General features: G+C 64.1%; 13 protein-coding genes. 3 read left to right on the top strand and 10 right to left on the bottom strand.

Translation table 11 applies throughout. The annotated features are described in order from the left end of the window. Window positions 1-95: 95 nt before the first annotated feature. The 3 genes from DSM104440_RS07475 to aroC are packed head-to-tail and all read right to left on the bottom strand — an operon-like array spanning window position 96 to window position 5214. The gene (locus DSM104440_RS07475; protein ID WP_171161391.1) at window positions 96-1124 is read right to left on the bottom strand and encodes a phospholipase D-like domain-containing protein; all 1029 of its coding nucleotides are present in this window, start codon (window positions 1122-1124) and stop codon (window positions 96-98) included. Then, the gene (locus DSM104440_RS07470; protein ID WP_246212113.1) at window positions 1121-4015 is read right to left on the bottom strand and encodes an SNF2-related protein; all 2895 of its coding nucleotides are present in this window, start codon (window positions 4013-4015) and stop codon (window positions 1121-1123) included. Before DSM104440_RS07470 ends, DSM104440_RS07475 begins: the two co-directional genes overlap by 4 nt. A 41-nt stretch (window positions 4016-4056) precedes the next feature. Beyond that, entirely contained in the window at window positions 4057-5214 is a 1158-nt protein-coding gene (gene aroC, locus DSM104440_RS07465) for a chorismate synthase (RefSeq protein WP_171161390.1), read from the bottom strand. 162 nt (window positions 5215-5376) lie between these two features. Between aroC and DSM104440_RS07460 the strand changes: the two genes are divergently transcribed. From DSM104440_RS07460 to DSM104440_RS07450, 3 genes are all read left to right on the top strand, one after another. Next, window positions 5377-6861 carry an ankyrin repeat domain-containing protein gene (locus DSM104440_RS07460; protein WP_171161389.1) on the top strand — a complete coding sequence of 495 codons (1485 nt, stop codon included), beginning with the start codon at window positions 5377-5379 and terminating at the stop codon, window positions 6859-6861. A gap of 86 nt (window positions 6862-6947) precedes the next feature. Further along, window positions 6948-7187, top strand: coding sequence for an AbrB/MazE/SpoVT family DNA-binding domain-containing protein (locus DSM104440_RS07455; protein WP_171161388.1), 240 nt, complete (start codon window positions 6948-6950; stop codon window positions 7185-7187). Further along, window positions 7184-7582: a type II toxin-antitoxin system VapC family toxin gene (locus DSM104440_RS07450; RefSeq protein ID WP_171161387.1), complete on the top strand. Its 399-nt coding sequence runs from the start codon at window positions 7184-7186 to the stop codon at window positions 7580-7582. Before DSM104440_RS07455 ends, DSM104440_RS07450 begins: the two co-directional genes overlap by 4 nt. Window positions 7583-7593: 11 nt before the next feature. Here the strand turns inward: DSM104440_RS07450 and DSM104440_RS07445 are convergent, their stop codons facing one another. From DSM104440_RS07445 to DSM104440_RS07415, 7 genes are all read right to left on the bottom strand, one after another. After that, complete coding sequence (locus tag DSM104440_RS07445) at window positions 7594-8091, bottom strand: GDYXXLXY domain-containing protein (RefSeq protein WP_171161386.1); 498 nt, start codon at window positions 8089-8091, stop codon at window positions 7594-7596. Then, window positions 8088-9110, bottom strand: a complete 1023-nt coding sequence (locus tag DSM104440_RS07440; RefSeq protein ID WP_171161385.1) for a DUF4401 domain-containing protein — start codon at window positions 9108-9110, stop codon at window positions 8088-8090. Before DSM104440_RS07440 ends, DSM104440_RS07445 begins: the two co-directional genes overlap by 4 nt. Continuing rightward, window positions 9107-10084, bottom strand: coding sequence for a DUF2157 domain-containing protein (locus DSM104440_RS07435; protein WP_171161384.1), 978 nt, complete (start codon window positions 10082-10084; stop codon window positions 9107-9109). The genes DSM104440_RS07440 and DSM104440_RS07435 overlap by 4 nt, the downstream gene beginning before the upstream one ends. A 2-nt stretch (window positions 10085-10086) precedes the next feature. Next, window positions 10087-10389, bottom strand: a complete 303-nt coding sequence (locus tag DSM104440_RS19605) for a helix-turn-helix domain-containing protein (RefSeq protein WP_171161383.1) — start codon at window positions 10387-10389, stop codon at window positions 10087-10089. A gap of 233 nt (window positions 10390-10622) precedes the next feature. Next, window positions 10623-13025 (bottom strand): DUF2339 domain-containing protein, encoded by a 2403-nt coding sequence (locus DSM104440_RS07425; RefSeq protein WP_171161382.1) that lies wholly within the window; start codon window positions 13023-13025, stop codon window positions 10623-10625. Between the two features lie 446 nt (window positions 13026-13471). Next, window positions 13472-15358, bottom strand: a complete 1887-nt coding sequence (locus DSM104440_RS07420; protein WP_171161381.1) for an MFS transporter — start codon at window positions 15356-15358, stop codon at window positions 13472-13474. 1 nt (window position 15359) lies between these two features. Next, window positions 15360-16583 (bottom strand): amidohydrolase family protein, encoded by a 1224-nt coding sequence (locus DSM104440_RS07415; RefSeq protein WP_171161380.1) that lies wholly within the window; start codon window positions 16581-16583, stop codon window positions 15360-15362. Window positions 16584-16587 lie beyond the last annotated feature (4 nt).

Below are 16587 nucleotides of genomic sequence, written 5' to 3'. Positions count from 1 at the left end.
TCTCGATCAAGATGCGAGGTTCAAGCTTAGGCCGCAGTTCCTTGCCTACCCACGTGAGCTGCAGGCTAGGTTGTCGTAGTGTCATTCAATGCGTCCTAGGCTAGGATCGTCCAGCGGCGGCTTCCCGCACGTGTCGGGGGACCGCATCGTTGGACTAGGTTTCTGTACTTAGCCGGAAAGGCGGATCGCGTAACAATTTCAAAGCTAAATGATCCTGCTTTCTTGCGGATGAGCAGCACACACGGTCGATCTCGATAGTCCAACTCTCGAACAACAATCCGCACCGTGTGATTCGCGAAGATGGTCATGGTCAATGTTCGTGAATCCTTTGTCCACGCAGGCGTCAATGCAATTGCCTTCGTCGCACCGACAATTGCTGGAAGTCCAAAAAACCTATGTGCGGCGGCCATTGGGAGCTGAATCTGCTTTCCGTCTTGTCCGGTTTCCCTAGGCATCACCTCAAGGACAAGGTCCCCCCTTCTAGCAATTAGGCCCGGAGAGGCAGAACCGTGGCGCTTGCCGCGTTTCCGGCGAACCGTGAGCTGCTCACGTTTACTCCAGGTAAAAGTACCAAGGGCCACACGGCGCTGTGCGTAATCGATACGCTCGTTTTCGTAATCGTCTAAAAGCTCGTCCGTTGCCTCGGTACTACCGTCATGAACTTCCTGCGCCCATCGTTTCAACGTCCTGGGCACCACCGACGACTTGATTAGCGCCGCAAACTCTACGTTGTTGAGAAGACCGTCCCGCGTGAGGTTGTTGCTCCCGATCCACACCCAGTTTTTTTTCGCCCCCTGAAGCCACACGACCTTCGGGTGAAATACACCTGTGTAGTTTGTCATCACGCGCACGGATACCCCGTCCTCAACCATTGCGCGCATGGCCTCTGCGTCGGTAATCGCGTGGTCCGTTCCGACATAGGCGATAAGGGTTCTCCCGTCCTTCCCGCTCCTCCAACGTCTCAGGGCTCGCCGGAACTCCTGCCATCCGGAGAGAGTCACCGCGTAGAAATACATCCGCAAATGCTCGCCTGTCGCATCGGAAAGAGCTTCAAGAACCGAGTCTCGCAACGCAGTAACGGTCCAGTCAGCACCAGTTAGTGTTGGCAGACATACTCGATTCATTCGCGAGCCTCCTGAGTGCTACCGGTCATAGACCAGCGAACTGTGAACAGCTGTCTTGCACTTGCGTGTTGAGCTAGCTTCCCTTCTATCGCCACGATCAATGCTTCCCGCTGTTGATCCACCTGGTCCTGCGCATCGAAGAGTGTCCGCCTCTTCTCATTGCGCTGCGATTCGAGCGCCCTGATCTTCCTTTGGGTAGCCAGCTTGTCCTCAAGGCTTGCTGCGCTCGTTGCGGCACGGCGTGCGTCCTTAATCTGTCGGTCGAACTCCTTGATCGCCCGCTCTAAGCCAAGCTTGAGGTCATCGGCCCACCCTTCGAGCTTGTCGGCCTCGATTTCGAAGAAGCGGGCATTGCGTTCGGAGATTGTCCGCTGGATGGCGCTCTTGCATTCATCCGTCTGGCGGTCGAGTTCAGTTGGGTTCACCGGAAGGCATGCTGGCAAGATTGCAGACCGCGCGGGGAGGGAGAAGAAGCGCCGGAGTTGGTCCTCCTGCAGTGCCCGACCGTCGTCGGTGACTCCGGCAAGGATGAGATGGTCTTCGGCCTGGTCAAGCGACTCGACAGTAAAGAGGCTCAGGCGAAGCCAACCGGACTTGCCGCCGAGGGACTCAAGGATGGAGATAAGGCCACCGTAGGCAGCGTAGTCGAAGACAATCTCGGCCACCGGAAGGTCACGCGCCTTCGCCCGATCTAGCACCTGTTGCGCGAGCGGGTGACCCGTTCTGTATAGAAGGGCATCGCCGGACCGCCGGGGGAGTTCGTATAGGCCAATCGCGATGCCGTTGCCGTTGCCGTAAGGGCATGACCTCAAGCGGAAGGAGGAATCATCGATGAACTCTGCGTGGCCCGCCAGCTCATGCCGTGTGATATCCATCAACTGGTGCTCGAAGCGATTGAGGTATGCCTTCGAGGCGTCGTTCTGTACGCGAAGCTTCTCCCGCACCTCTTCGTCGAAGTTCTCGAGGAGTTGGCGGCGAGTGCGGGTCATTGCCTCGCTGATCTCGAAGTTCAGTTCGAGCTGGAGCTGGTCAAAAGCGGTCTTGATGTCCTCGCTCTTGCGACACTGCTGGTAGATCGCGGCGATCCGCTTCTCGAAGTCGACGCCGGACTCTATCGCGCCGAGTACTTCGTCGCTCGCGCCGAACACACCTTCGAATAGCTGAAACTTCTCGGAGAGAAGTTGGTAGACCCGCTGGTCGGCTTCGTTCTTGCGGTTGAGGAAGTTGACCACCACCACGTCGTGCTTCTGCCCGTATCGGTGGCAGCGGCCAATGCGTTGCTCGATACGCTGCGGGTTCCAGGGCAGGTCGTAGTTTACGACGAGCGAGCAGAACTGGAGGTTGATACCTTCAGCGCCGGCCTCTGTCGCGATCAGGATGCTGCCTTCGTCGCGGAAGTAGTCCACCAACGCCGAGCGCATATCAGCGGTGCGCGAGCCCGTAACGTGATCGGTGCCGGCGTGACGCTCGCTCCAGGCCGCGTAGATCGCCTTGGAACCCTCGTCGTTGTTGGACCCGTTGAAAAGGACGAGCCCCTTCGCGTACGGGCTGTCAGCAAGAAGGCGAACTAGGTAATCCTGCGTGCGGCGTGACTCGGTGAAGATCACTGCCTTCTGCGCTCCGCCCAGCTCGGCCGCCTTGTCGAAGGCGACTCGCAGGGCCTTGAGAAGGGCTTTCCCCTTGGCGTTGTGATCGATCGAAGTGGCAAGCTTGGCGAAAGACTCGAGGTCGGCAATCTCTTGCTCCAGCGCAATGCGGTCGACGTCTGAAAGCTGCGGTTCGGCGGCCTCGTCTTCGTCCCACTCCTCCGCGGTCTCGTCCAGTGCCTCGTAGTCACTGTCGAGCTCCTCTTCCAGCGGCCCGGCCGGTGCTTCCTTCGCGAGCTTCGCCCTGAGGCGTCTCGACAGAGTCCCTAGTGCTCCCGCAATCGCAAAGGTGGACGACGCGAGTAGCTTACGCAGAACCAGCGTCATCAGAGACCTTTGGCTCGCGGGAAGGCCTTGGAGATTGTCCCGTTGAAGGTATTCCGAGACCAGGTGGTAAAGACGATCCTCGCCCTCTTCCGGCGAGAACTCCTCGACGAGCGGCAGGCGCCGCGTATAGGAAACATAGCTCGTCACCTGCCGCCGCAGCGTGCGATGGCAAATCGGCTTCAGGCGCTCTTTGAGCTGCTGGAAGACGCGTTCCTGGCTGACATTGGCGAACTGCTCGCGAAAGCTCTTCACGTCACCGAAGGCATGTTCGTCGATGAAGCTCACCAGGCCGTATAGCTCAAGGAGTGAATTCTGGAGTGGTGTAGCAGTAAGGAGGAGCTTTGGCGCATTCGCAAGCGCGCCCTTCAGCGTATTCGCGATCACGTTGGAAGGCTTGTAGACATTGCGCAGGCGATGCGCCTCGTCGATGACCACTAAATCCCACTGTACTGCGCTCACGTCGGAGGCCTTGCTGCGGGCGAATTGGTAGGAACAGATTGCGATGGAATCGTGCACCGCGAACGGTTTGAAGTTGCCCTTCTTGACGGCGTCGCTGTAGGAGCGTGATTCAAGAATGCAAGACGGCAAGAAGAACTTCTCGCTCAGCTCCTGATGCCATTGCTTACGCAGGTTCGATGGCACGATGACCAGAATCCTGCGCTTTCGCTCCGCCCACTTCTGCGAGAGGACAAGGCCAGCCTCGATCGTCTTGCCAAGGCCAACTTCATCGGCGAGCAACGCTCCCTTTGAGAGCGGCGAGCGAAAGGCAAACAGCGCGGCTTCGACTTGGTGGGGATTCAGATCGACCTGTGCACCCGCCACCACGCTGGCCAGTCTCTCCGCATCGTCAGATGAACAGCGGCGGGTCAAATCCCACGCGAGATATTGCGAGTGATAGTCGGTGATTGAAGCGGTCAATGCCCGGCCTTTGTAGGTCTTGTTCTAGAACGCACCTCTGCCTACGCCTCCAATGGGTCTGGATCCTCTAGGGGAGGCCCTGGTTTCTTGCTCATTCCGCCGACCGCGGGAATCGCCGTCCCTCGTACGTCGACGTCCGCGTTCTGCGCCTTCTGCCTCAACGCATGGTCAATCAACACCAGCGCTAGGAAGGCCTCCCCAATCGGCGTCGCCCGAATCCCCACACAAGGATCATGCCGCCCATGCGTCTCAATCGTCGCCGGGTTGCCTTCCACATCAATCGTCTTCCGCGGCAGGCGAATACTTGAAGTGGGTTTAATAGCAATCGAAACCGTCACATCCTGCCCCGTCGAAATCCCGCCCAGGATCCCGCCCGCATTGTTCGAGAGAAAGCCGTCCGGCGTCATCTCGTCGCCATGCTCGGTCCCCATCTGTTCGATCGAGCGAAACCCCGCACCGATCTCCACACCCTTCACCGCGTTGATCCCCATCATCGCCTGGGCAATGTCCGCATCCAGCCGCCCGTAGATCGGCTCGCCCCAACCCACAGGCACACCTGAAGCGACGACGTTGATCCGCGCGCCGCACGAGTCGCCGGATTTGCGCAGCTTGTCCATGTACGCCTCGAGCTCGGGCACGCGCGAGAGGTCGGGCGCGAAGAACGGGTTGCCCTCGGCCTCCACGTCCTCCCAGCGCTTGAACTCGATCTTGTTGGGGCCGATCTGCGCGAGGTAGCCGCGCACCACCACACCGTACTTCTCGCGCAGCCACTTCTTCGCGATGGCACCGGCGGCAACGGCGGGCGCGGTCAGGCGAGCCGACGACCGCCCTCCCCCGCGCGGATCGCGGATGCCGTACTTCTTGAGATACGTGTAGTCGGCATGCCCCGGCCGGAACGAGTTCGCGATCTTCGTATAGTCCTTCGAGCGCTGGTCCTCGTTGCGGATGAGCAGCGCGATCGGCGTGCCGGTGGTCTTGCCCTCGTACACGCCCGAGAGGATCTCGACGCGGTCCTCCTCGCGGCGCTGCGTCACGTGGCGTGAAGTGCCAGGTTTGCGGCGATCGAGGTCGGGTTGGATGTCCGCTTCGGACAACAACATTCCGGGCGGGCAGCCGTCGACGACACAGCCGATCGCGGGACCGTGGGATTCCCCAAAGGTCGTGACGGTGAAGAGGGTTCCGAGGGTATTGCCGGACATGGGGTGCGCAGCGAGTTAATTGGAGTTTCAACGATGTTAACAGCGGCGCGCCGAGTCGGCACGCCCGGCCAATACGCTGGCGCTTTCAAGCAGGTCCTTCGGGCGCTGCCGCCCTCAGGATGACAGCAATAGCCATCAGGACGACAGGACTAGAATCGCCGCATGAAAGCCGCGATCGCCGCTGCCATCCTCTTGGCCGCCGCATTGCCCTCCGCGTTCCTCTCCCCGGCCCTCGCCACGACTCCGCCCGCGGCTGACCCCCGTCCCCACGCGCCCCTCCCACCAGCGCAGCGCATAGTCACCGAACCCCGCACCCCCGACTACCGCTTCCGCAACATCCCCTTCACTCTCTCAAGCTGGGACTCAAACAACTGGGCGGTCGAAGCAAAGGTGACCGGCTGGGCAACCGCCGAAGGCCGCCGCCTCATCCTCACCTTCGTCGATCCGCTCCTGCTCCGCCGCACGGACCCGAAGCAGAAGAATCCGCCCAACGTCATCACCGCCGTGCAGGTGCTCCTCGTGGTCGATGGCACGACCTCCTTCTCCACCGTCGCGAGCGGCGCCAAGGTGCCGGTAGGCAAACCCCTCCCACCTGGCACCGAGCCTCTGGAAATCGAGCTACCCGAACAAATGTCGATCGAGCTGCCGGACGATCCGCGCGGCCCCCTCGCGCCCGGGCTCGCGAACACGTTCCTCAAGCTTTCCGTCGTGATGCCGGGCGAGGACGAAAAAGGCGTCACGCACGCGGAGTATCGGTGGGTCTACGCCGATGGCAATCGCACGCTGTTCGCGGATCTGCTCGTCGAAGGCGGGCACAAGGCGGTGTGCGCGAGGGCGGACACGCTGCGCCGCGCGTTCGACTGGGATTGCCCCGAGCGCGTGAAGGAGCTCGTGGCGGCCGGCGCGAATCCGCACGCACTCGACGCGCGTCCGCAGAAGGAGGAGCCGCGCGACTCGCCGCTCGAGGAGGCCGTGCGCAAGAACAACCTCCCCGCGGTCCTGGCGCTGCTCGCCGCCGGCGCCGACCCGAACCGCCGCACCTACGTCTACACGCCCTTCGAGCTCGCCGCGTCCGAGGGGCGCACCGAGTTCATCGAGCCCATGCTGAAGGCCGGCGCGATGCGCGATGTCGTCGGCGACCACGGCTTCACGCCGCTCATGCTCGCCGTCCACTACAACCATGCGGCGACCGTCGCGGCCCTGTTGCGCGCGGGCGTCGATCCGAACCGGGGTGCGACGAATCGCAAGGACCCGTTCTGGAACGGGCAGACGCCGATCATGTATGCGGTGCGCGCGGAGCAGGCTGAGGTGCGCAGCCTGCTCATCGATGCCGGCGCGAGTCCCACGCGATCCATGCCCAACGGCTTCAACGCCTTCATGCTCGCCGCCGAGCAGGACGGGCTGCACGCGTTCAGGGAGTTCGTCGCGATGGGAATCGCCGTGAACACGCCGGGCGATCGCGGCTACTTCGAGGGCATCACGCCGTTCATGAGCACGGCGGTGCGCTCCGACGTGAAGAACATGGAGGCGATGGTGAAGCTCGGTGCGGATCCCAGGACTCGGGATAAGCAGGGGCGGGATGCTCTGTACTGGGCCAGGCACTTCAAGCGAGAGGAAAATGCGGCGTGGCTTGAGAGGCGGCGCTAGCGCTTTACAGCAGGTCCTTCGGGCGCTGCGGCCCTCAGGATGACAGTCGCCTTGACGTTTCTGGATTCCTTACTTTAAAGTAAGGCATGACCACCGCCACCCTCACCAGCAAGGGCCAGATCACCATCCCCAAGGAAGTGCGGGAGGCCCTGGGCGTGGCCGCGGGCGACCGGGTGGAATTCGTCGAGGAAGAAAAAGGCGTCTACAAGGTCGTCGCGGCCACCCGCGATGTGCGGCACCTCAAGGGGCTCGTCGGCAAGCCGCCCGCGCCCGTCACGATCGAGGCGATGAAGCGCGCCGTGGCCCGCCGCGCCTCGGGCAAGTGATCGCGCTCGATACCAACGTCGTCATCCGCTACCTCGCGCAAGACGAGCCGCGCCAGTCCGCCGCCGCCACTCGCCTGCTGGAAAAAACGCTCACCGCGCAGAACCCGGGCTTCATCTGCCTGGTCACGCTGTGCGAGATCGCCTGGGTGCTCGAGGAGTGCTACGGCGCCGATCGCGACCGCATCCGCGCGGTCGTCGAAGGGCTGTTGGGGACGAAGCAGATCGAAGTGGAATCGGCGGAGCTCGCGTGGAAGGCGCTTCGCGCCTGGCAAGGCACTCGCGCAGACCTGAGCGACGCGATCATCGGCCAGGTCGGGCTGGCGCACGGGGCGAGCAAGGTCGTCACCTTCGACAAGGCCGCGGCGAAGCTTTCGGGGTTCGAGCTACTGGCGTGAAACCGGCTTCGCTAGGGCCGAGCGCTCCCAAGCGTTTCCATGGCAGCGCCCCGAAGTCCGGCTAGCAGGGCCACGCCATCCTCCCGCACCCGCAGCTCCCCATACCGAGCCCGAGTAAACCGATCCGCCGTCCCTTCCTGGAAGAAATACGCGTCGGTCACGATCCGGGTTTGCCTGTCCCGCACGCGGTACTCGAGCAGTTGCTCATCCGCGGCGAGGGCCACGCCTTCCTTGTGCAGTCGCGCGAATGTTCCAACTCCCCGCGAATCGACCTTCAGCACGAGCCGCCCGTGGTCGGGATCACCCGCCGCGATCTTGCTGGCGATGGCGAAGCGAAGCTGCATGTAGTCGCCCTGCATGAGTGAGCGCGGGTCGACGGGGGCGAGCTCGAGCAGCACCACCTTCCCGTGCGCGAGCGTCTGTTCGTGGCGCCAGGTCGTCCAGCCCGCGCCGCCGAGGACGAGGGCCAGACCGAAGGCCGCAAGGATTCTTCGAGTAAGCGCGCTCACGACACACGCTCCGCGGGCCACGCGCGCATCAGCCCGAAGCGCGCAAGCAGCAAGACCGCGCCCGTCCCCGCGAGCGCACCGGCCTTCACGAGCAGGGACTGGTCGAGCTGGTAGTAGTAGGCGCTGAGGTAGCCGATCACGCCGGCGATCGCGAGGCCGACCAGCGTCACGACTCCGGCGCGAAACCCAGCGATCAACACGAGGATCCCCGCAACGATCCCGGGCGCGGGGCTCGCCGCAATGACCAATGCCCCCGCCGCGACCAATGCAAACGCGCGCAAGCGCAAAGGAGCAGCAGCGCTCGAAGCCGCGACGAAGTAGATCAACCCAACGCCATACCCCGCCGTCTCGAGCACGCGCCACGTCGTCAGCGAAAGGGAGATCTCGCGCACCACGGGCGGCACGTCCCAGGCAAGCACCGCGATCCCGACACCCCACGCGATCGCGCAGAACATCGACGCATGCCGGCTCGCACGCCAGCGGGTCTCATTCACCCACAGCGCCGCGAACCCCAGCGAGAGCACGCCCGCGGCAATGCCCTCCGTGCCGGTCTTGTCGAGCGCGTAGTAGAGCGCGGTCGCGGCGAACAGCGTCGAAAGCAGCCGATGGAGAAAGTTAGGCATCAGCACGACCAGCGCCACCTGGAAGGCCACGAGCAGTCCCGCGACGCTTCGGTCTTTCCACGTGAGCGCTTCGCCCAGCCCGAACGCGACCATGAACTGGCCCGCGAGGCTCATGGCGAGCGCGAACTGCTCGACGAGGTCGCCGGTCTTCCACCGGTAGACGGCGCTCGCGACCACGCACAGCGCGATGCCGATCGCGATCAGCACGACCCCTTCGCGGAAGAGCGACGCCAGGATCACGCCGAAGAACGCGACGATGAGGATGCCGGCGATCCACCCGCAGAAGCCGAGCATCGCGCGCACGTACCAGGGCGAGTGCGCCGGATCGTCGGCCGCCGCCGTCGCGGTGGTGAGCCCCTCGGCCCGAAGCCGCTCGAGAACCGTGACGAGATTCATCGCGCCTCCCATCGACGCGCCAGGGAACGTATCCACGTTGCCGCGAGCGCAGAAAGTCCAACGAGCACCAGCGCCGTGAACAACAGGCCCGCCGAGGAACTCATCAAGTCCCCGGCATAGCGGCCCATCACCGTCGTCACCCCCGCCACCACGGCAAAGGCACCGACAGCAACGATCAGCAGGTCGCGGCGGTAGTTCATGTAGATGAGGTAAGCGCCCGACAGCACGACCACGTAGACGATCGCGTCGGCGAAGCTGCGCCCACTCCTGTCGAGCACGAACACCATGAAAGTGAGCGTGGCGCTCGCGATCGCCATCACCGCAGCAAGCCGCGCGACCACGCGCGCGCCCTCGTGCTGCACCGTCCGCAGCCACAGCTCCGCGGCGACCAGTGCAAGACAGTTCAGGACCACCAACCCGTAGCCCATGGCAGTCACCCCGCTGTCGATCCACCACCAGCCTCGCAGGTTGCGGACGTACAACGCGACCGCGACGTTCGCGATCGCGAGCAGCACCGCCCAGAGCGACGCACTGCCCGCGGCCAGCGCCCACGGCACGCAAAGGACCGCCCACGTCGCGAAGAGCTGCCACGGATCCGCGCCCGTCTGGAAGGTTTGGCCGATGAAGGCGAGCAGCGCGCCGGTAGCGAGCGTTGCCCCCAGCATCGCGGCGCGGCCGATGGGCGTCGAAGGACCGCGAACGATGCCGAATCCCGCCGAGCCCGCGACCAGGGCACCGAGCAGCGCGATCTTCCCGATCCGCTCGAGCTCGTTCCAGTTGTACGCAACGAAGAAGATCGCGCCAGAGGCGATGAACAGCGCGCCGCCGGTGAGCAGCGCGCGATCGAGGAACCATCGCCAGCGCGCGGTATCGGGCGTGATGCCTGCGATCTCGCGGGCGCGGGCAAGCGCACGCGCATCGAGCGCGCCCGACTCGGCCATCGTGTTCAGGTAATCGGCAAGCGAGCGGCTCATGACTATTCCTCCATCGGCCAGCGGGCGTGCTTCGATCGTGGCCCGCGCGGTCGCAGCGGCGGGGGCCGCTGTCCGAAGCCGGGCGGCGCGCGATACGTGGCCGGCCGCTCGGGTGTCGGAAAGGCCGCCGGATTCGCCCGTCGCGCCTTCATCAGCGCCTGCCGGACCACGCGCGGGTTTTCACGCACTACGTGGAGGAGCACGAGCGCCGTTCCGGAAGGGTCCCGGTTGCCACGCTCCCAATGGCGCAGCGAAGCGACGTGAAAGCCGAACCAATTCGCGAACTCCCGTTGCGTGATCCGCATGGACTCGCGCAACCGGCGGACGTCGAAGGGGGGAGCCCGCAGCAAGGCTGCCGGCGCTGGCGACCCAGGCGCCGCCGCAGGCGATGTGAGTGGCAGGTCTCGAAAACGCGGCTTTGCATTCGGCTGATCCTGGGGATCGCTCAATTGATACAAGGGATCACCGAGCTGATCCAGGGTATCAATTGACTGGCACTGGGGATCAGCCGAATGCAAACCGGGTTTTCGAGTATCCATCACGGCTCAATGCGCGAGGCCGCGGCCGGTGCACGTGGCGGCACGGGCGCGAAATACCCGACCGCCAGCATGAGCACCCCCACGCCAATGAACGACGCGATGCGCTCGAGCCCGCCGAGATTCGCGAGGTCGACCGTCACGAGCTTCAGGACGACCACACCCATGAGCGCGGCGCCCACCATCCAGACCGCACGCGAGGCGCGCCGCACGGCGTAGACCATGAACGCGAGTGCCAGCGCCGACCAGAAGATCGACAGCGAAGCCTGCACGAGAAACGACTTCTCCCACGCCGACCAGCGATACGGAACGTCGAACCAGTGGTGCAGCGAGCGAAGCAGCACGCCGTTCGCCCACGCGAAGCCGGCCAGTCCCGCGAACACCGCGAGCCGGTTGCCGGTGAGGTACGGCGGCCGCTCGAGCCCCGCGCTCTTGAGCCCGCGCAGCCACGTCATGAACGCGACCACCACGAACAGGTGCCCGAGATCGACCGAGTTGAAGCCCGGGATGTAGGGCAGCGGCGCGCTCTTCCCGTTGTGCAGCGCGTTCACCACGAACACCCAGATCCAGAGGGCCACGGCGAGCGCGGCAACACCGGCGCGCTGGTACGCCCACGGATGCGCGGCGATCGGCCAGCGGCGCTGCAGCACGGGCCACGATACGAGGACCATCGCCATCGACGGCACGACGACGAGCGCCGGGGAGAGCCAACCCGTGGGCCGGAGGCCGATGTCGATCAGTTGCCAGTGCAGCTCCCAGCTTCCGAGCACGACGAGCAGCAGCATCAGACCCGCATGCGAGAAGCTGATCCAGCCGCCACGGCCACGATCCTCGGCGGTCTCGATGTGGTGCCGCGCCATCAGGTGCGCAAGGACCGCGAACGGCCACGCGATCCACCCGCCGCCGGCGAACGGATGGCCCGCGCGCAGGTGCACCAACTGCAGGATCAGCACGATGATCATCGCGGGCAGCAGAAACAAGGAGGGCCACGAGGCCTCGGTCCAGGCATACCGGCGATGGAACGGCGCGAACAGCAACGCGGTGGCGGCCATGATCGAGAGGTCCGCCATCAGCTCCAGGTGCTGCGGCAGGAACTGGTGCGCCTCGTCGAAGGTGGCGAGCAACCACCACACGAGCGCCCAGATGAACATCCACTGCGCGGCCCACGAACCGGCACGGCGCAACGCGAGATGCGTCACCAGACCCGCGGCCGCCATCAGGATCGCGCCGAGGAACGCGTGATTCAGGAACGGATACGTGCGATCGATGCTGCCGTGCTCAAGGAGGATCATCGGCCCGGAGAGAATCTGTAGCGCGACACCCAGCAGCACCGCGAGCGGCCGCTTCTGCCGCGCGCCGTACCACGCCACGGCCGCGCCCTCGATCGCCCACGCCGCCGAGGTCCAGCGCGGATCGACCGCGAGCGGAATCGTGATCGTCGCGAAGACGATGCCGAGTGCTATGAACGCGCGCTCGAGCAATCGCCACTCGGGGCCGGTGCGCTTGTGCATCACGCCGGCCAGCACGAAATAGAACACCGACACCGCGAAGCTCGACCACGCCATGCCGTACTCGGTGTCGTTCACGAGCGTGGACTGCATCGCGAAGCCCACGAGTGGTGCACCGAAGACGATCGTCGCATCGACCATGCGGCCGGCGGGCGTCGAGGCGAGGCGCGCGAAGAAGATCGCCACCGCGACGTACAACAGGAAGAAGAACACCAGGAACGGCTCGACGGTCGCGAAGTTCTCGGGCTGGTAGTAGCGATAGCCCCACGCGAGCCCGATCACGAACGTGAACACGAAGCCGATCAGGTTCAGCGACCGCCAGCTGCGGAACCACGCGGTCGCGAGCACGGCAAGGTTGAGGATCGCGTAGTAGCCGAACAGCAGCACGTGATCGCCCTGCCCCGTCGATGAAAGCACGGGAGCGAGGAAGCCACCCGCGGCGCCGAAGCCGGCAAGCACTGCTGCGTCCTGCCGAATCGCGAGCCACGTCGCGAGGATCGCAATAGCCACCAGCAACGGAAACGCGATGGCCGCGGGAATCATCTCGTGCAGCCGGAACGCGCCATACACCGCGAGATACAGGATGCCGATGCCTGCGCCCTGCAGCGTCAACGCGTAACCGGTGCGCGTGTCGCGGAGCCGCCATCCGAAGATGAGAAGAATCAGTCCCGCGATCCCCACGCCGCCCAGCTGCACCTCACGCGGCACCGCATCGTTCACCACTGCATGCCGGATCAGGAACGCGATGCCAATGAACAGCACCACGATGCCCACGCGCGCAATCGCATTGCCACCGGTGATCCACGCGACCAACGGATTGGGCTGCGGCGGTTCGACGGCTTTGGGGGGCTGCGGCGGTTCGACGGGTATTGATTGCTGGGGCGCTTCCTCTTCCACCCCTGTCATCCTGAGGGCCGCAGCGCCCGAAGGACCTGCTTGAGCAGCGATAGCGGGCTCTGCTTGAAGGGCTCCCGCCCCTCCAGCAGGTCCTTCGGCCACTTCGGGCCTCAGGATGACATTGCTTTCGGGCCTCAGGATGACATCGCTTTGCGGCCCCTCGGCCGCTCGCGGTTCAACCGCTCGCGTAACCTCAACCCCATCCACCTTCGCCAGCCGTGCCTCCAACTCCGCCACTCGTGCCTCAAGCAACGCAATCCGGTCTTGAGGCACCTGCGGCGCAGCCGCCACAACAGCCTTCACTTTCGCCTTGCCACTCGGCTGCCTCCGCGCATCGACGATCAGCCCAAACAACCAACCAATGAACCCGCACGCCATCACGCCGGGCACGCCGAACGCGAACCCACCAACGATCGCACCGATGAGAAGTCCCCACCACATGGCGATTACTTCCAGTCCCCGCGCAACTCGAGCACCTTCGCCTCCAGCACGTCAGGCGTCGCCTGCGCTGCCGGAATCGCAGGCGCAACGTTCAGCCCGATCTTCGAGAAGAATCCGCGGCGTACGGGTTTCGTCATCGCCGGCCCATCCTTGCGCGAGAAGAAGCTTCCCCACAGTCCTTGCAGCGCCATAGGCACCACGGGCACGGGCGTACGTTCGAGAATTTTCACGGTGCCGCCACGGAACGACTGCAACTCGCCCGTATTGGTGATCCGCCCCTCGGGGAAGATCGCGACGAGGTGGCCGGCCGCGAGCTCCTCGGCCACGCGGTCATAGGCGCGCTCGAGCATCGCCGCATCCTCTTTAGCAGGAGCGATCGGGATCGCCTTCCCGGTCTTGAAGATGAACGAGATGATCGGCGTCTTGAAGATGCGGTGATCCATCACGAACCGGATGGGTCGCGGGCTCGCCGCGAGGATCACCAGCGGATCGACGAAGCTCACGTGGTTGCAGATGATCAGCGCCGCACCGGTCTCCGGGATGTTGTGCTCGCCCTTCTTCCGCAGCCGGTAGAACGAGTGGATGAGCACCCAGCACAGGAACCGCATCAGGAACTCGGGCACCAGGAAGTAGATGTACGCCGCGACCGCCGCGTTCATGACCGCCGTGACAAGGAACAGCTCCGGAATCGACAGGCCCTGCCGCAAAAGCATCATCGCCATCAACGCCGCGACGATCATGAACAGCGCATTCATGATGTTGTTCGCGGCGATGATCCGCGCGCGGTGCGCCGGGGCCGCATGCGCCTGGATCTGCGCGTAGAGCGGCACGGAGTAGAAGCCGCCGAACATCGCGAGCAGGAACAGGTCCACCATGATTCGCCAGTGGTGCGGCGACTGCATGAAGACCCCGATCGTCTTGAGGTCGCCGGGAACGAGCCCGGTCGTGGCCCACCACAGGTCGACCGCGAACACGGTCATGCCGATCGAGCCGAAAGGCACGAGCCCGATCTCCACCTTGTGCCCGGAAAGCCGCTCGCACAGGAGCGCGCCGATGCCGATGCCCACGGAGAAGACGGCGAGGAGCAGCGTGACGACATTCTCGTCCCCGCCAATCACGTCGCGCGCGAACGGCGTGAACGACGTGAGGAAGATGGAGCCGTAGAACCACAGCCACGAAATGCCCAGCAGCGAATTGAAGACCGTGCGGTCCTTCGCCGCGATGCGCAGGTTCGCCCACGTTTCCGTGAACGGGTTCCAGTTGATCTTGAGCTCGGGATCCGGCGCGGGCGACAACGGCACGAAGTGCGCCGTCACGCGGCCGGCAATCGCGACAACGAGGCAGCCGATCGCCACGTACGTCGGCCCCTGGCTTCCGGTCTTGATCAGCAGCCCCGCCGCGATCGTCCCGCCGAGGATCGCGACGAACGTGCCCATCTCCACGAGGCCGTTGCCGCCGGTGAGTTCTTCATCGCGCAAGTGCTGCGGGAGGTACGCGTACTTCACCGGGCCGAAGAGCGTCGAGTGCAGGCCCATAAGAAAGACGGCGACGTAGAGAAGTGTGGCGACCTGCCAGATGAAGCCCGCCCCCGCGACCAGCATCACCACGATCTCGAAGTCCTTCACGAAACGGATGAGCTTTCCCTTCTCCAGGCGATCGGAGAGCTGGCCCGAGGTTGCCGAGAAGAGCACGAACGGTGCGATGAAGATCGCGCCGATGAGAAACCCTGCCGTCGCAGGCGGGATGCCGCCCCACTCCGCCGCGTGGAACGTCGCGAGCAGCGTGAAGCCGAACTTGAACAGGTTGTCGTTCGCGGCACCGAGGAACTGCGTCCAGAACAGCGGACCGAAGCGGCGCTCGCGAAGCAGGTCGAACTGGCTGTGTGCGGCCATCTCAGGCGCTCCTGTCGAAGAACGAACGCGTTTCGAACGCGGCGTTCGGAAGCTTCTTGCCTTGATGCTGGATGGTGCGTTTCAGGACGAAGTCGAAAAGGAGCGAGTTGGCCTGCCGCAGTTCGCGGAGCAGCTTGGCCTCGCCCTCCTTGAGGAAATCTGCCTTCACGTAAGCCGAAAGCGAAAAGATCGGCATGACGCCGGGCAGCGGATAGTCCGAGCCGTTGAGCAGCCGATGGTGCCAATCACCCTTCTCGATGATGATGCGGGAAAGGTTCTTCACGCGATTGGACTGCGTGACAGCCGAGAGATCGCCGAAGAGGAGGTCGTCGTACTGGTGATCTCCCATCAGTTGCGAGAAGAGTTCGAAGTCCTCCTTCTTCCCGCCCTTTGGATTGAAGTTGGCATCGAGGTCGTCACTCTCGCCGAGCGAGGCGCAGTGCGCGCCGATCACTCTCACCCCGAGCCCCAGGGGAATGCGAAGTAGCAGCGGATTGTTGAACTCGTGGCGCCCGGCGCCATCCAGCGCCCTTTCCTCGCCCACGTGCGTAAGCAGCGGCATGTCGAGCCGCTTCATCTCTTCGAAGAACCTGCGCGTTTGCTCGTTCCTGAAGTCGATGCCCATCACCGACGGCAACCACTTCACAGCTCTTGCGCCGTTCGCCTTGGCTTTCGCAAGCTCGTCGAGCGCATCGGTGCGGTACGGATGGATCGAGGCGATCCACTCGAATCGCTTCTTGTTCTCGCTTGCCTTGCGCGCGGCATATTCATTCGACACCGAGAAGACAGTCTGTCCGTCGATTTTCTTGTGTGTCGCGGCGTCATAGGTGTCGTCGAACGCGAGCACCATCACCTTGGCGCCATCCTTCAGCTCGCTGGCCAGGTGCGCAAGGCGCGTGACCATGCCGGCGTCGAGGCCCGCGTTGTCGCCTCCCCCGCAGCTCGCATTCACGTAGAGCACGCGCTGGATCCGAGTCTTCAACGATTTCGTGGGGTTCTCCCAGACACCCGTCTCGCCCAGGCCGTTACCGAAAAGATGGGTGTGAGTGTCCCAGACGCGGTCCGCATGCAATCCGTCCCAGGCGGCCCTCACCAATTCCGCGGTCTCCTTGTCGATTGGCGCGGTGGGGCGGCAGCAGTTGAAGACGCCCTGCTCCAGGCTCATTCCGCAGCCCGTCAGCGTCGTGAGGCAAGCGCCTCCGAGGAGGAAATCCCGGCGTCTCATGAGA

Source organism: Usitatibacter palustris (genome assembly GCF_013003985.1).
Classification (GTDB): Bacteria; Pseudomonadota; Gammaproteobacteria; order Burkholderiales; family Usitatibacteraceae; genus Usitatibacter; species Usitatibacter palustris.
The sequence above is the reverse complement of the archived record's forward strand: the minus strand, read 5'-3'. Positions and strand labels throughout refer to the sequence as shown.

Bases quoted from the DNA above. Each gene is read 5' to 3' on its own strand.
- DSM104440_RS07475 (WP_171161391.1), bottom strand. From the start codon at position 1,124: ATGAATCGAGTATGTCTGCCAACACTAACTGGTGCTGACTGGACCGTT.
- aroC (WP_171161390.1), bottom strand. From the start codon at position 5,214: ATGTCCGGCAATACCCTCGGAACCCTCTTCACCGTCACGACCTTTGGG.
- DSM104440_RS07460 (WP_171161389.1), top strand. From the start codon at position 5,377: ATGAAAGCCGCGATCGCCGCTGCCATCCTCTTGGCCGCCGCATTGCCC.
- DSM104440_RS07455 (WP_171161388.1), top strand. From the start codon at position 6,948: ATGACCACCGCCACCCTCACCAGCAAGGGCCAGATCACCATCCCCAAG.
- DSM104440_RS07440 (WP_171161385.1), bottom strand. From the start codon at position 9,110: ATGAATCTCGTCACGGTTCTCGAGCGGCTTCGGGCCGAGGGGCTCACC.
- DSM104440_RS07435 (WP_171161384.1), bottom strand. From the start codon at position 10,084: ATGAGCCGCTCGCTTGCCGATTACCTGAACACGATGGCCGAGTCGGGC.
- DSM104440_RS19605 (WP_171161383.1), bottom strand. From the start codon at position 10,389: ATGCGGATCACGCAACGGGAGTTCGCGAATTGGTTCGGCTTTCACGTC.
- DSM104440_RS07420 (WP_171161381.1), bottom strand. From the start codon at position 15,358: ATGGCCGCACACAGCCAGTTCGACCTGCTTCGCGAGCGCCGCTTCGGT.
- DSM104440_RS07415 (WP_171161380.1), bottom strand. From the start codon at position 16,583: ATGAGACGCCGGGATTTCCTCCTCGGAGGCGCTTGCCTCACGACGCTG.